Here is a 14,929-nt window from a genome sequence, read left to right on the forward strand (position 1 = left end):
CCAACACAAAAATGACAGCCCCTATTATAGGCAAAGCCTTGCAGAAACTAAACAGTTGGCTTAATCTTTAAATAGCCTAAGCATGATGAGCCGAATGTATGCAAGATTCAATTGCGATACAAAATCTAAAACAAGATATTCAACTTCTGCGTCAGCAAATCTGGCCGCCTGAACAGCTGGAGCATGTTGAAGGTTTACCGATTTATTATGCATCGCAAGCCGAGGCAGAGCATTATTTTAGCCAGTGGCGTGAGTTAACTGAACGGGCACAGCAGTTGTGCCAGCCGTTTTTACAAGATGAAGTGATTGATGCGATTCATTTGCCAAGCCATCTAAATTTACCGTTATTTTTCTTTCATGTAGACCGAATTCGAATTAATAAAACCCGCGCTAAAGAGTCCAAAACTTTTCGGGGCATACTTAGTCTGGTAGAAAAATGTGGGCAGTTTGACCCTGAACAGATGCTGGCAATGAAAACATGGCTGGAAACTGATGACACCGCAGCTTTGGTTGCACACCGCGAATTTATTGATTTGAGAACTTACGTATTTCAGCATGGGCAAAGTGAATATACTCGCACGCGTTTTTACAACAATGGGATTGTTCTAGGCGGGGAAAAACATTTTAAAGTGCTTGATGCGCGGGAAAAACCACGTAAACAGCGCAGTGATAGTTATAGCAACCCGCTTGCCGATAATGGTGTCTGGAAAGTATTTGGAAAGTATCGTTAAACAAAAAAAACTATGCTGTTCAAATTTAAACAGCATAGCCTGTTACCCAAATATTTGGTTTTAAACGTCTAATTTTTTTAACAGTTTTTTGATGGTTATTTCTAAATGCGCCTGTTGTGAGGGAATTTGATTGGCGAGCCAACCTAACACAAAGTATTGCTGCTCTGCTGAAACCAGATATTTATAAGCATGTTGCTGAGCAACCCAGATATCTAGACTTTCATTGAGTTCAGGCTGTAGTTCTACATAAAGTGCCAAGTGTTTTTTGATGGTAAATGGTGTGCAGAGCGCCAGAGCATCACCCCAACACTGGATATGGCTCAAGACTTGACATTTTTCAGCGACATCGAGTTGTGCAAAGTTTGCAAAATCCGCAGTAAATTCTTCAATCTGCTGTTTAAATTGCTTTTTAATGCTGCTTTTGATTTTGCGAGGTGCCTCAGCATCAGCATCGTTTAAGCTGAATGCCAGTAGTTCCAAGATCAATAATGTACAACCCGTTTGCGTAAATACATGATTGGCATGATGTAATTCTAAATCGGCAGTCTCGGCATGTTCAGCATGTAACAATATTGCAGGGTAAAGTGTTGTTGCCAAATATGCTTGATGAGTGGTCTTTAATAAGTGCTGTAACTGTGTAACATGCTGAATCAGCGCGGCTGGAGCAAAATCCTGAAATAATTGCAAGCTGCTGGCGAGTTGGCGCAGTGCCAAATAAGCCTGATAATAATGAGCCGGTTCAGCAATCTGATCTGCAATTGCAGCAAAGTTAGGTAAAGCATGACGTAGTGCAGCCGCAATCAGCTGTTTTAAAATAAAATCTGGCTGAGCTTTCTTGTCATATTTTGCAGGTGAAGCAACCGTTGCTGGACTGACTTGTAGTTTTTGAGCCAATAAATTGCCACGTTCAGCTTTACTGCGAACATCAAGCCAAATGTGATACTTTTTAACCCATTGTTGTGTCAGCTGAATTAGGTCGGAAATTTGTCCTTGCTTGAGTTCAAACTCAACTTCATAAATTTCACGTTGTTCGTCAACATTTTGTACAACACCTCGGTCAAGGCAAATTTCAATCTTGGAATTGTTAAATTGCACAACACGATAAGCACGTTGCACAATCGTTTCAAACTTTAAAATTAATCCATTAAAATCATCACCCAAGGCATTTTTGAGTAATTTCAATGCCTGTGATTCTTCTTTATAAATACTGAGATCAAGCTCTGGAGCTAGAGCTGATTCTCCTAAGTTCACTTCATGTTCGTAACGCTTTAAAGGATTTTCACCTGCACCTTTGAGGGTCTGAACCCAAAAATTTCCTTCTTTACGAATTCGGATTGCAATCTGCTTTGCTGCTAGTTTTGAGTCGGCAGTGTCAAAATAACGCGCATGTAACTCAATATGCTGAGTGGTTTTTGTGTCAAAAGCCTTAACGATTGCAGCACGTTTCTGCTCAGGAATTTGTAGTTTTAATTCAATTTCATGCATGAGCTAAGCCCTATGAGTTCTTTTGAAGATAATGTCACTATAGACTGAGATGCTTCAGTTGAACATTTAAAAAATCAGATTTGCGCTAATTTTTTTATACTTCTTTCAACTCGTTTGTAATGAGCTTATGCTCAAATCATAAGACTAATTTTAATTTTGTATATTTTTTAACTATTTACATGGTTTTTTAAGGGTTTAAAAGATAAACATTTAAAAGAATCGCGACTGATGAGTATTGTTTTGTAAGCAATTGATAGTAAAAGTATTTTTTTAATAAAAATTGCTTTTAGATTCATTGGTAAATAAATATTGACTTTATCGTATTGCTATTTAAAGTAATTATTCTAATATTGAAAACAAATGATGAAGGCTTGGAAGCCTCGTAATCGCTGTTTAACCATGATGATGGAATTTTAATTTATGAAAAAATTGACTAAAGCACTCATTCCAGCTGCTTTATTTGCAGCCAGCTTTGCAACACACGCTGAGACTTCAGAGGGCAAGGTTTTGGCTGTTTCCACAGGCTGGGCACATATTATGCCACAAGGGACTAAACAAGGTGTGTCTACTCAATTGGGGAGCACAGGCCCATATTTACCATTTACATCCTCTGCTGGTTTTGAATTGAAAGATTCTGATACTGCCGAGTTTAAATTTGATTATTTAGTAGATGACAATGTTAGTGTGGGGCTAATTGTAGGCGTGCCACCAACCTTTGATATTAAAGGTAAAGGACAATTATTAGGTGGGGCGTTAAATCTAGATAAATTTAGTAAAGTGGGTGACGTTAAAGTTTATAGCCCAGTTGTAACAGGTAAATATACTTTTGGTGCTGTAAACAATAAATTGCGCCCATATGTTGGTGCCGGTCTTATGTATGCGCACTTTAGTAACTTTAAATTAGACTCTGCAGTGGTTTCGGATACTGCGTCAAAAGGTATAAGTATCCGTAACGTAAAAATTGATGACGCTGTCGCTCCTGTAGCTTTTATCGGTGCAGACTACAATATTACGAAAAACTGGTTTGCAACAGCTTCTGTGAGCTATGTTCATCTAAGTACTAATGCCAAACTTGATGTCGCTAATAATGTAACAGGGGCTACATTGGTTACAGGTCGCAGTAAAATCGAAATCAATCCAATCGTGACTTACCTTGGTGTTGGTTACCGCTTCTAATATCTATTATGATTTAGACAATAAACCGAGAAGTGAACTTCTCGGTTTTTTTATTGGAAGTTTGAGCTTAAGAGAGGTGAGCGTTACACTAAACTCAAATTCGCTTGATATTTAGAGTTTATATGCGTGGTTTATATCTCATTACCAATGATGATCCTTTAGAAATATTACTTGAAAAACTAGACGCTGCGCTGGCGACAGGACAGGTGGCAATTTTGCAATATCGCCGTAAAAAAGTCGCTAGAAGCGATCAGCCTGTTGAGGTTGTGCAGATCAAGCAGCTTTGTGAAAAATACCAAACGCCTTTTGTGATCAATGATGATTTAAGTCTTGCTGCACAATTTGGCTTGGGTGTGCATCTGGGGCAAACAGACGGTGAAATTACCGATGCCAAAGCTCAACTCGCTGAAGGTGCAATTATTGGTCGGACTTGTGCCAATTCACTGGAACTGGCTGAACTCGCTATTGCCCAAGGCGCAACTTACGTGGCATTTGGTGCGATTTATGCCACATCGACCAAACCTGAAGCGGGCAATATCGGTCTGGAGACTTTAAACCAAGCATCCTTGCAGTTTAAAAATGTGCCGATCTGCGCGATTGGTGGTTTAAGCGTTGAAAATTCTCAGGTCGTGGTCGATTCTGGTGCAGACCTATGCGCGGTGATTAGTGATATATTAGCGCGACCAGTCGCTGAAATTCCTGCACGTGTGAATGCATGGGCGAATTTATTTTAATCATTCCTAAATCATTCAGTCTATTTGAGTAATGCTATGAGCCTTTCTGCAAAACAACAGCAACTTTTTAAGCAAGCCAGCAAACATATTCCAGGTGGTGTCAATTCACCAGTGCGTGCATTTAATGGTGTTGGTGGAACGCCTGTTTTTATTGAAAAAGCGCAAGGCGCATATTTATGGGATGTTGATGGTAAACGCTATGTCGACTACATTGGTTCATGGGGGCCGATGATTTTAGGGCATTCACATCCAAGTATTGTGAAGGCAGTTCAAGACGCAGCACAAGACGGTTTAAGCTTTGGTGCACCAACTGTACATGAAACTACGCTGGCAGATGTGATCTGCGAAATCATGCCGTCGATTGAAATGGTGCGTATGACCAACTCGGGTACAGAAGCGACCATGTCAGCGATCCGTTTGGCACGTGGCTATACGGGGCGTGACAAAATCGTGAAATTTGAAGGTTGCTATCATGGGCACTCAGATTCACTGTTGGTAAAAGCAGGTTCAGGCATGCTGACTTTGGGTGAGCCAACCTCTAAAGGCGTACCTGCTGATTTTGCTAAACATACGATTACTTTGCCATACAATGACATTGAAGCAGTGAAAGCCTGTTTTGCGAAATTTGGCGGTGAAATTGCAGGGGTGATTGTAGAACCAGTTGCCGGTAACATGAATTTGGTGAAACCAGTTGCAGGATTTTTGGAAACCATTCGCGAAATGTGTGATGAACACAAATCTGTCTTTATCATTGATGAAGTGATGACAGGTTTCCGTGTTGCTTTAGGTGGTGCACAATCGGTTTATAACGTTAAGCCTGATTTGACTACTTTAGGTAAGATTATTGGTGCAGGTTTGCCTGTGGGTGCATTTGGCGGTAAGCGCAAAATTATGGAATGCATCGCACCGCTTGGTGGCGTGTATCAGGCAGGCACATTGTCAGGTAATCCGCTAGCGATGCGTGCGGGTATCGAAATGTTCAAACATTTGCGCCAAGCAAATTTCTACACTGATTTATCTGCAAAACTGGCGAAGTTATTGGCTGGTTTTCAGCAAGTGGCTGAAGAAACGGGTATTGCACTTAAAACTGAACAAATTGGCGGCATGTTCGGTTTGTACTTTACCGATCAAGCTGAAATCACCAGCTTCGATGATATCTTGAAGTGCGATGTAAATGCCTTTAAACAGTTCTTCCACGGTATGCTGGATCGCGGGATTCATTTTGCGCCGTCTGCATTTGAAGCTGGTTTTATCTCATCTGCACATAGTGATGAAGATATTGCTTATACCATCGCGGCAGCAAAAGAAGTGTTTGCTGAGATGAAACAGGCATAAATGATTGCTCAGAAAACGGAATCACGAGATTCCGTTTTTTATTTGGTGATGCTTTCGGATGAAATAATAGGAATTTATGCTTTTGTTGCAGATTGTCTATTGTATTTCAGCCGTAAGCTTTTTATTATTGCCCGCTTGTTTTCGTGGTCAGCTTGGGATTAAATTTTGAGTAATTTTTTAACCGATCATCTGATTCATCGAGATGAAGATTTTATGGTCATCCATAAACCCGCAGGTTTACTCAGTGTTCCAGGTAAAGGCGAAGCCTTACAAGATAGCGTGCTGACACGTTTACTTGCGATAGAACCGAAAACTTTACTGATTCATCGTCTTGATCGTGACACCTCTGGCATTTTGGTCTTTGGTTTATCCCGCTTGGGGCAAAACCGAATTTCACGCCAGTTTCAGGAGCGCCATACCACCAAAACCTATCAGGCTTTGGTCGCAGGTTCGCTTTCAGGTGAAGGTACTATTGATATTCCTGTAGTGTATGATCCAGATCGACCACCACTTCATATTGTTGATCCACAACATTCCAAGCCAGCACTGACGCATTGGCAGGCGTTAGAGCAGTTTGAACTGGCAGGTCAAGTGGTGACACGTGTCAAATTAACCCCAATTACTGGGCGTTCACATCAACTTCGGGTACATATGCAATACTTGGGACATCCGATAGTCGGAGATACCCTGTATGCAACAGAGCAACAACAGCAATTGACTGATCGCTTGTGTCTACACGCACAGCAGCTCAGTTTTCATCATCCCAAAACAGATGAATTGTTGAACTTTGAATGTGCCGTACCATTTTAAAAAATCATCAGCATAACCTGACGTTTTGTTATGCTTTGTGCGAAAATATTTAGATTGAAGCTAAAAGCCAGAGTGTGCTTTTAGTGCAAACTTGAAATAAAGGTGAAAAAATTGCAACAGTTTGCTATTGGTCAACGTTGGTTATCTGATACTGAAACGGAACTTGGTTTGGGCGTTGTCATAGATGTAGATGAGCGTTCCCTCAGCATTTTATTTCCCAAAAGTGACGAAACACGAGTATATGCACGTAGCAATGCACCTTTATCTCGAATTATTTTTAATATTAATGATGAGATCTACGATCAGGAAGGTAACCTGTGGTTGGTTGAATCATTTGAAGAACGCTTTGGCGTGATTCGCTATAACGCTATACGTACTTTAGACAATGGCGAACAAGAACGTAAAACCTTAAATGAAACGCGTATTGGCGCGCAGATTCAGTTGTCTAAGCCACTTGATCGCTTACTTGCCAGTCAAGTCGATATCAAGGCGTGGTATGACTTGCGTATTGAAGCCTTACAGTTACAAGCCAGTATGCAAACCAGCCGTTTACGCGGTTTACTCGGTGCGCGTGTAGGGTTGATTCCGCATCAGCTTTATATTGCGCATGAAGTCGGGAAACGTTTTGCGCCGCGTGTTTTACTGGCCGATGAAGTTGGTCTAGGTAAAACCATCGAAGCGGGTTTAATCATTCATCAGCAGCTCAAAACAGGGCGTGCTGAACGTATTTTGATTTTAGTGCCTGATTCATTGCAGTATCAGTGGATGATTGAAATGCGTCGCCGTTTCAATCTGAATTTCTCATTGTTTGATTTGACCCGTACAGCGTCGATTAAAGAGCATGACCCCGAACTCAATCCATTCCTAACTGAGCAATGCATCATTGCCAGTGTCGATCTGATGATTGACCATGAGGATCTACGTGAACAGGCAGTTGAAGCTGGCTTTGACTTGCTTGTGGTCGATGAAGCACACCACTTGATGTGGAGTGAAGAAGAAGGCGGCAATGACCGTTATGATCTGGTTGAAGAGCTTGCAGAGAACACCGCAGGTGTATTATTACTCACTGCAACCCCTGAACAGTTGGGTGTCGAAAGCCACTTTGCCCGTCTGCGTTTACTTGATCCACAGCGTTTTAGTAGTCTAGATCGTTTCCTGGATGAAGAAGAGCAATATCAGCATACCGCCAAAATTGCGGAAGTGTTGATGTCGGATGAAGCCTTGACTGAGCAGCATTTAACTGCGCTTGAAGGTCTGCTTGGACATCGAATTGAGGATCAACCTGAGCAACGCTATCAAGCCATTCATGAACTGCTGGATCGTCACGGTACAGGACGTGTTTTGTTCCGTAATACTCGTGAAGCGATTCAAGGCTTCCCAGGACGTGACTGTCAGCCTGCGCCATTAGTTGCACCTGCTGACTGGTCTGTCGATGGCAAACTGCGTGAACAGATGTGGCCAGAAGAGAATCAGCTCGATGGTTCTTGGATGGAAACTGATCCGCGTGTGGCTTGGCTCATGGAAATCTTGCGTAAAGATTTGAAACACAAGAAAGTCTTGCTGATTGCACGTAGCGGCCCAGTGGTTGAAGCATTAGAAAGTGCTTTACGTTTGCACGCAGGTGTACGTACAGCTATGTTCCATGAAGGCATGAGCCTGCTGGAACGTGACCAAGCTGCGGCTTATTTTGCTGAAGAAAGTTATGGCGCACAGATTCTACTGTGTTCTGAAATTGGTTCCGAAGGACGTAATTTCCAGTTTGCCAGTGACCTGATTTTATTTGACTTGCCTGCAAACCCAGATGTACTGGAGCAGCGTATTGGTCGTCTAGACCGTATTGGTCAACAGAACCGCATTCAGATTCATGTGCCGTATTTGCAAGGGACAGCGCAGGAGCGTATGTTCCGCTGGTATAACGAAGCACTAAATATCTTTAGCAACATTTCACCGACAGCACAGACCTTACAAGAAAACTTCATTGTCGACTTAAAAGAATGTCTGCTGGCTGATCTTGGGCAACGATTTGAAGATCTGCTTGAAGAAGTTAATGTGCAACGTGAAGCGCTCGAAGCTGAACTACAAGCAGGTCGTGACCGTTTGCTTGAGTACAACTCTTGTCGTCCAGTCATTGCACAGGAAATTGTGCAGGCTCTCGAAGATTACGATGACAACACGACTTTGCCAATGTTTGTGAAGCGTTTCATGTCATCGACCAATATTGATTTTGATGAACAAAGTAATGGCACAGTCATCATTAAGCCGACGGATCAAATGCAAGTTCAGGGTTTAACGCTCGATGAAGAAGGCATGACTGCGACATTCTACCGTGATCAGGCACAAATTCGTGAAGATGCACAGTATTTGACCCTTGAGCATCCATTTATTGAAAGTATGATGGAGATGATCAATACGCAATCGTTTGGTAGTACCAATGTTGCGTTGTTGAAGTCAAATGCCTTGAAACAAGGTTCTGTCTTGCTTGAAGTCTGGTTTAAAGTCGATGTAATTGCGCCGAAGGCACTAAACTTGCCTGCAAGTTTGCCACAGCAGCTCGTCCGCGTATTGCTCAGTGAAACTGGTCAGGATTTATCGGCTAAAATTGACCCGATGATCCTGAAACCATATTTGCATCATCTCGATGGCAATAGTTGTCGCCAAGTGGTGAAAGCACGCCGTGACGTGATTGAAACGCGTTATCGTCAAGCACTTGATATTGCCAAAACTGTATTACCTGAGTTGCAGCAACAGGCGAAAAGTAACTACGGTCAGCAATGGCAGTACGAAATTGAGCGTTTAAGCTATTTGAAACAGTTCAATCCAAGTATTCGTCAAGATGAAATCGAACGTTTGCAAAAACTGCAACAGGAAGGTTTAAGTTTGCTCGATAGCTTGTCGATTAGCCCAGAAGCCATTCAGGTTCTAGTGGTTGTAAAACCATAAAATGAATGCTGTAAATAAAAAGCCCTTTATTCGAGATTGCTCTTCAAAAATTGCATAGTCGGATAAAGTGTTTTTTCTTTAAAAGAAAAAGCTGAGTTCTGTATTTTACAAAACTCAGCTTTTTTATTGCTATACAGGGGGTAAACCCACCAAAGCTTAGGCTTCGATGGTTTGTACTGTAATTTTTTTCGCAGGGTCAACTTTACGACGTACTTCTGGAACAGGTTCGCCGTGGTATTGGCGATCAGCAAAGTAGCTTGAACGTACCATCGGCGCAGACCAGATATTTCTAAAGCCAAGCTTACGGCCATGTTCTGCATAACGCTCAAACTCTTCTGGCGTTACAAAACGGTCAATTGGTGCATGTTCTTTAGAAGGCTGTAAATACTGACCGATGGTGACATAGTCAACATCATGCGCGCGTAGATCATCAAGTAGTGAAATGACTTCTTCTTCAGTTTCACCAATACCAACCATCAAACCACATTTGGTTGGTACATCTGGGCAGTATTCTTTAAACATTTTCAGTAAGTTTAAAGAGTGTTGATAATCTGAACCTGGGCGCATGGCTTTGTAGAGGCGAGGCACAGTTTCAATATTATGGTTAAACACGTCTGGTGGACATTCAGTCATAATGCGTAAAGCAATATCCATACGACCACGGAAGTCAGGCACCAAAATCTCTAATAAAGTTTTTGGGCTCAGCTCACGAGCTTCTTTAATACAGTCAACAAAATGCTGAGCGCCGCCATCTAATAGATCATCACGGTCAACAGAGGTAATCACCGCGTACTTTAAACCTAAGTTAGCGATGGTTTCTGCCATATGGCGTGGTTCATCAGGGTCAAGTGCATTCGGACGACCATGAGCAACGTCACAGAACGGACAACGACGGGTACAAATATCACCCATAATCATAAAGGTTGCTGTACCACCACCAAAGCATTCAGGCAGGTTCGGGCAGGCTGCCTCTTCACATACGGTATGTAGTTTTTGTGCGCGTAATGTGGTTTTAATCCGTTGAACTTCATCTGGTGCTGTCATCTTGACACGAATCCAATCTGGTTTTCGTGGCACATCAACCGTAGGAATCACTTTTACAGGAATTCTAGCGACTTTCTCTGCGCCACGAAGTTTGACACCCTGTTCAGGTTTACGGCTACTGGTCATATTCAACTTTTCCACTGTTTGACGATGAACTTTTTACTGCTTAAGCTCGCAATTATAGCGGAAAGCAAAACTTTTAGGGTGAAAAAGATATTCATAAAATAAATGTTGACATTAAATATATATGTGGTCGAAATAAACTAAATCTTTAGGAATTCAGCTAAACTATGGTCTAAACATGAAAGTAAAGGAGCATTGAATGTCACGTAAAAAAGAGGTCATGAGAGGGAGTTTTATCAAATACGATGCCGTCGTGCTTGGCTCAGGCCCTGCGGGTGAAGGCTCTGCAATGAAACTTGCCAAATCTGGCAAGCGCGTTGCGATTGTTGAAATGCGTGATCAGCTAGGTGGTAACTGTGCCCATGTTGGAACAATTCCAAGTAAAGCATTACGTCAGACAGTATCGAGCATTATCCGTTATCAACGTGATCCGATGTTTCAAAAAGTAGGTGAATGGAAAAAATTTACCATGAAACAGGTGCTCAGTCATGCGCACCGCGTGATTCAGCAGCAGGTTGCAACCCACTCTCGTTTTTATGACCGTAATAACATCGACGTTTTTCATGGTCGCGCTTATGTTCAGGATAGAAACACCCTCTTGGTTTTTACTCCAGAAGGGATTAAAGAAACCATTGTTTTTAACGAATTGGTCATTGCAACAGGTAGCCGTCCATACCAGCCACAAGGTCTAGATTTTAACCATCCTCGCGTTTTCGATTCGGACAAAATTCTTGATCTGGATTACACCATTAATAAAATCATTATTTATGGTGCAGGGGTGATTGGTTGTGAATATGCTTCTATTTTCATTGGTTTGAATCATAAAGTTGATCTGATCAATACCCAACCCAAATTACTCAGCTACTTAGATGCCGAAATTTCCGACGCCTTGTCTTATCACTTGCGTGAACAAGGGGTTTTGATTCGCCATAACGAACAAATGGATCATTTGGAAACATTTGATGATCACATTGTATTGCATCTGAAAAGTGGTAAAAAAATCAAAGCTGATGCAATTTTGTGGTGTAACGGACGCTCAGGCAATACCGATGGCTTAGGTTTGGAAAATGTAGGCTTGACCCCAAATAGCCGTGGTCAGTTGACTGTCAACGAAAAATATCAGACTGAAGTTGAAAACATTTTTGCAGCAGGTGACGTGGTCGGTTGGCCATCGCTTGCTTCGGCAGCTTATGACCAAGGGCGCTGTGCTGGCGCGAACATGAGCGGCGAAGAAAATGTAAAACCTGTAACGGATATTCCAACAGGAATTTATACCATTCCAGAAATTTCTTGCTTTGGTAAAACTGAGCAGCAATTGACTGAGGAAAAAATTCCATATGAAGTCGGGCAGTCATCTTTCCGTCACTTGGCGCGTGCGCAAATTACAGGTGATACGGTTGGTGAGTTAAAAATTTTGTTCCATCGTGATACCCTGGAAATTTTAGGAATTCATTGCTTTGGGAACAATGCCTCTGAAATTATCCATATTGGGCAGGCGATCATGCAAAGCCCGAACAATACGTTGAAATATTTTATTGAAACGACATTTAACTATCCGACCATGGCAGAAGCCTATCGCGTTGCAGCATTGAACGGTTTAAACCGTCTATTCTAATCGTGTGCTTTAAGAAGCAGGGGAACAGGAGTTTCCCTGCTTATTTTCGATTGAACAACATGTGGCATTCGGACTTGGTGTTTTCATTTGCTGTTCAATATAATCTTGTGTTTCACCATAACAACGATACTGATCTTTTCCTTCATGCTTAGCAATATAAAGTGCCAGATCGGCTTGCACGATCAGATCATTAAAATTTTGGCTGGTCATGTGTGGGCATAAACTGGATACCCCAATACTGTAAGTAATGTTAATCGTAACATCATCATGGCAAATACGGGTTTTTGATGATTGCTGCATTAAGCCTTGTGCCAGTTGATGAATTTCTGTGCCTGAACGACAAACCTTAATAAAAACAAATTCTTCTCCGCCATAGCGTGCAAAAAAACCATTGACCTTCTGACTATAGCTGTCCAATGCATCTGCAACCAGCATAAGACAAATATCACCAAATGGGTGTCCATAGGTGTCGTTGATATTTTTAAAGTTATCAATATCGATCATCATCCATGCGAGACATTGCTGCTGAGCTTTGGCTTGATCCCATAATATGCTGAGCTGTTTGTCTGCATTTAATCGATTGGGCTTTTGAGTAAGAAAATCGGTAAAAGCCATATTTTCCAAAGTGATAGACTTTTGCTTAAAATAGGAAAAAGTAATGAGTGCCTGCCAGTAATCCCGACACTTAAGTTGAGATGAGCGAATAATATACAGAATATTTAGACTTGCTAAAGGTAAGAAAACCAGATTTTCTGAAGAATTATCCACCAATACAGCAGTTAACGCAGGCAAAATCATGGCAAGTGGCACCATAATTTTATATATAGGGTCAATGGTTAAAAGTAATGAGGTTGCTGTGCATAACACCGCAGTAATAATAATAAAGGGAACAGTAATGGTGTAAATAATATGAAGATAAATACACCATGAACAAATTGAGCCAAGCATTAAGCAGGGAATAATAATTAATATGGCAAGAAATAAACGTGCGCGATGAAAATTATGTTCTAAAAGCTGACTAAAACGATAGTGTAAAATGATGTGAAAGATAAGTATTGTGAGAAAGAAAAATGAAATACTATAAAATGTTTCCTGAATAAAAACATCGTCTTGATTGTTTAAGGCGATAATTAGCCAGCAAGGTAAATAAATGAACGCACTGATAAAAGCACGACGCTCTAATTCTTGCATTGCATTAATGATGATTTCATTGTTACATTCAGGGAGATTGAACATAGATACTATTTCTATAGCTTAAACCACTACAACTGCTATTGTACAAAAAATAATGTCATAAAAGAGAGTTTTTTTAATCACAGATAAATTATTTTTTATTTAAAATCTGATGAGTATCAATAATAAAATCCTGTCATCATTTAAATTTTAAATCATCTATTATGTGATGTTTAAAATAATTTATTTATTTTAAATTATTAATCAATTAAAACTATTTACCATTTGGTTGAATATTGTGATTTTAATTGGTGTCTTGCATCATGGTTTATATTCTCTCTGTTTTTCTTGCTGAGCAAAACTGTAGGATATTTTAATGAAATGCAAGAGAAATAAAAATGAGTTTATAAACAACGTCTAATGTTGAAGTTGGCGTAGTTTTAGCACTATAAAATATAAGATGAAATGAAGTTAAATATATGAGTCATATACAAAATGCTTTAATTACAAAACTAAAGCGACCTGAACATTGGTATGCCTGTTTAGAATTAAAATTTTCTGCACAAGAGCAACGAACTGTTTTAGTGCATAGAAAACACTATGGCCCACTTAGAGTGCAAAAGATGCTATGGCCAGAAAAAACAGGCGTTTGTCATAGCATTATTGTGCACCCACCTGCGGGTATTGCAGGGGGAGATCATCTAACTTTTGAGATCGAAGTGCAACCGAAAGCACATGCGCTGGTTACCACGCCTGGCGCAGGAAAATGGTATAAAACCAATGCTAAACAAGCCTTTCAGCATATTCATTTACAGATAGATGATCATGCAACTTTGGAATGGCTACCTCAAGAAACCATGCTCTTTAATGGAGCGAATGCTTATTCAGAAACGCACATTCATCTGGCACAGTCGGCAAGTTTTATTGGGTGGGATATGCTGGTACTGGGGCGTCAGGCACGTCAGGAAAACTTTGAAACAGGTCAGTACCATAATCAGTTGCGTTTATGGCGTGCAGGAAAATTATTGCTTGCAGATACCTTACAGTTTCAAGGTAATGACCGCTGGTTAAGTTCGTGTTTGGGCATGAACCGCCAAGCAGTGCTTGGAAACTTGTGGGCAGTTGCTCCTGAACAGTTTCGCGCGACTTTGATTTTAGAAGAACAGATTGAGCTGATTCGTGAATTAATAATGCGTATGCAAGTACCTGTCACATTAACTCTATTGAATGATGTAGTGAGTGCGCGTTATCTAGGACAAGATGCGAGGCAATGTCATGATGCCTTTGCGGCAATTCGGGCACGTTTGCGTCGCTACTGGTTTGATCTGGATGAAGAATTTCCACGCATTTGGCGTACTTAAATTACGTCATATTGCTTATTTTCAAAACATCCAATTCCGTTAAGCTGTGTTTTAGCACATATTTTGCTTAATCAAAGACAAATAAATCAGGAAAGAGATATGGAACTCAATCCCACAGAAAAAGATAAGTTACTCATTTTTACAGCAGGTCTGGTGGCAGAGCGTCGCAAGGCGCGTGGTTTAAAACTGAATTACCCTGAAGCGATTGCTTATATTTCAGCAGCTTTGCTTGAAGGTGCACGCGATGGGATGAGTGTTGCGGAACTGATGCATTATGGAACGACCTTACTGAGCCGTGACGATGTCATGGAGGGTATTGCAGAGATGATTGCTGAAGTGCAAGTTGAGGCGACTTTTCCTGATGGTTCAAAACTGGTTACGGTTCATCAACCGATTGTTTAA

General features: G+C 41.0%; 12 protein-coding genes. 9 read left to right on the forward strand and 3 right to left on the reverse strand.

Going from position 1 to position 14,929, the window contains the following annotated elements:
• Positions 1-98: 98 nt before the first annotated feature.
• Entirely contained in the window at positions 99-731 is a 633-nt protein-coding gene (locus ACX1N5_RS06280; RefSeq protein WP_458800910.1) for a hypothetical protein, read from the forward strand.
• A 60-nt stretch (positions 732-791) separates the two neighbouring features.
• Here ACX1N5_RS06280 and ACX1N5_RS06285 read toward each other — a convergent pair whose 3' ends face one another.
• Positions 792-2,216: a CYTH domain-containing protein gene (locus ACX1N5_RS06285; protein ID WP_458800912.1), complete on the reverse strand. Its 1,425-nt coding sequence runs from the start codon at positions 2,214-2,216 to the stop codon at positions 792-794.
• A 420-nt stretch (positions 2,217-2,636) separates the two neighbouring features.
• Between ACX1N5_RS06285 and ACX1N5_RS06290 the strand changes: the two genes are divergently transcribed.
• The 5 genes from ACX1N5_RS06290 (at position 2,637) to rapA (ending at position 9,211) form a co-directional block, all read left to right on the forward strand.
• The gene (locus ACX1N5_RS06290) at positions 2,637-3,392 is read left to right on the forward strand and encodes an OmpW/AlkL family protein (RefSeq protein WP_458800914.1); all 756 of its coding nucleotides are present in this window, start codon (positions 2,637-2,639) and stop codon (positions 3,390-3,392) included.
• A gap of 122 nt (positions 3,393-3,514) precedes the next feature.
• Positions 3,515-4,126, forward strand: a complete 612-nt coding sequence (thiE, locus tag ACX1N5_RS06295; protein WP_458800916.1) for a thiamine phosphate synthase — start codon at positions 3,515-3,517, stop codon at positions 4,124-4,126.
• Positions 4,127-4,162: 36 nt separating this feature from the next.
• Positions 4,163-5,461 carry a glutamate-1-semialdehyde 2,1-aminomutase gene (gene hemL / locus ACX1N5_RS06300; protein WP_458800918.1) on the forward strand — a complete coding sequence of 433 codons (1,299 nt, stop codon included), beginning with the start codon at positions 4,163-4,165 and terminating at the stop codon, positions 5,459-5,461.
• Between the two features lie 165 nt (positions 5,462-5,626).
• The gene (locus ACX1N5_RS06305; protein ID WP_034425779.1) at positions 5,627-6,271 is read left to right on the forward strand and encodes an RluA family pseudouridine synthase; all 645 of its coding nucleotides are present in this window, start codon (positions 5,627-5,629) and stop codon (positions 6,269-6,271) included.
• A 102-nt stretch (positions 6,272-6,373) separates the two neighbouring features.
• Complete coding sequence (gene rapA, locus ACX1N5_RS06310) at positions 6,374-9,211, forward strand: RNA polymerase-associated protein RapA (RefSeq protein ID WP_458800920.1); 2,838 nt, start codon at positions 6,374-6,376, stop codon at positions 9,209-9,211.
• 156 nt (positions 9,212-9,367) lie between these two features.
• Here rapA and lipA read toward each other — a convergent pair whose 3' ends face one another.
• Entirely contained in the window at positions 9,368-10,381 is a 1,014-nt protein-coding gene (gene lipA / locus ACX1N5_RS06315; protein ID WP_131380210.1) for a lipoyl synthase, read from the reverse strand.
• Positions 10,382-10,577: 196 nt separating this feature from the next.
• On the opposite strand from lipA, the gene sthA reads away from it, so the two are divergent.
• Positions 10,578-11,993 carry a Si-specific NAD(P)(+) transhydrogenase gene (sthA, locus tag ACX1N5_RS06320; protein ID WP_004751173.1) on the forward strand — a complete coding sequence of 472 codons (1,416 nt, stop codon included), beginning with the start codon at positions 10,578-10,580 and terminating at the stop codon, positions 11,991-11,993.
• Between the two features lie 9 nt (positions 11,994-12,002).
• On the opposite strand, the gene ACX1N5_RS06325 is transcribed toward sthA, so the two are convergent.
• On the reverse strand, positions 12,003-13,229 hold the full coding sequence (locus ACX1N5_RS06325; RefSeq protein WP_458800922.1) for a GGDEF domain-containing protein: 1,227 nt from the start codon (positions 13,227-13,229) through the stop codon (positions 12,003-12,005).
• 416 nt (positions 13,230-13,645) lie between these two features.
• Between ACX1N5_RS06325 and ACX1N5_RS06330 the strand changes: the two genes are divergently transcribed.
• Positions 13,646-14,527: an urease accessory protein UreD gene (locus tag ACX1N5_RS06330; RefSeq protein ID WP_458800924.1), complete on the forward strand. Its 882-nt coding sequence runs from the start codon at positions 13,646-13,648 to the stop codon at positions 14,525-14,527.
• Positions 14,528-14,626: 99 nt separating this feature from the next.
• On the forward strand, positions 14,627-14,929 hold the full coding sequence (ureA, locus tag ACX1N5_RS06335; protein WP_004751178.1) for an urease subunit gamma: 303 nt from the start codon (positions 14,627-14,629) through the stop codon (positions 14,927-14,929).

This window comes from Acinetobacter sp. ANC 4636 (genome assembly GCF_054454555.1).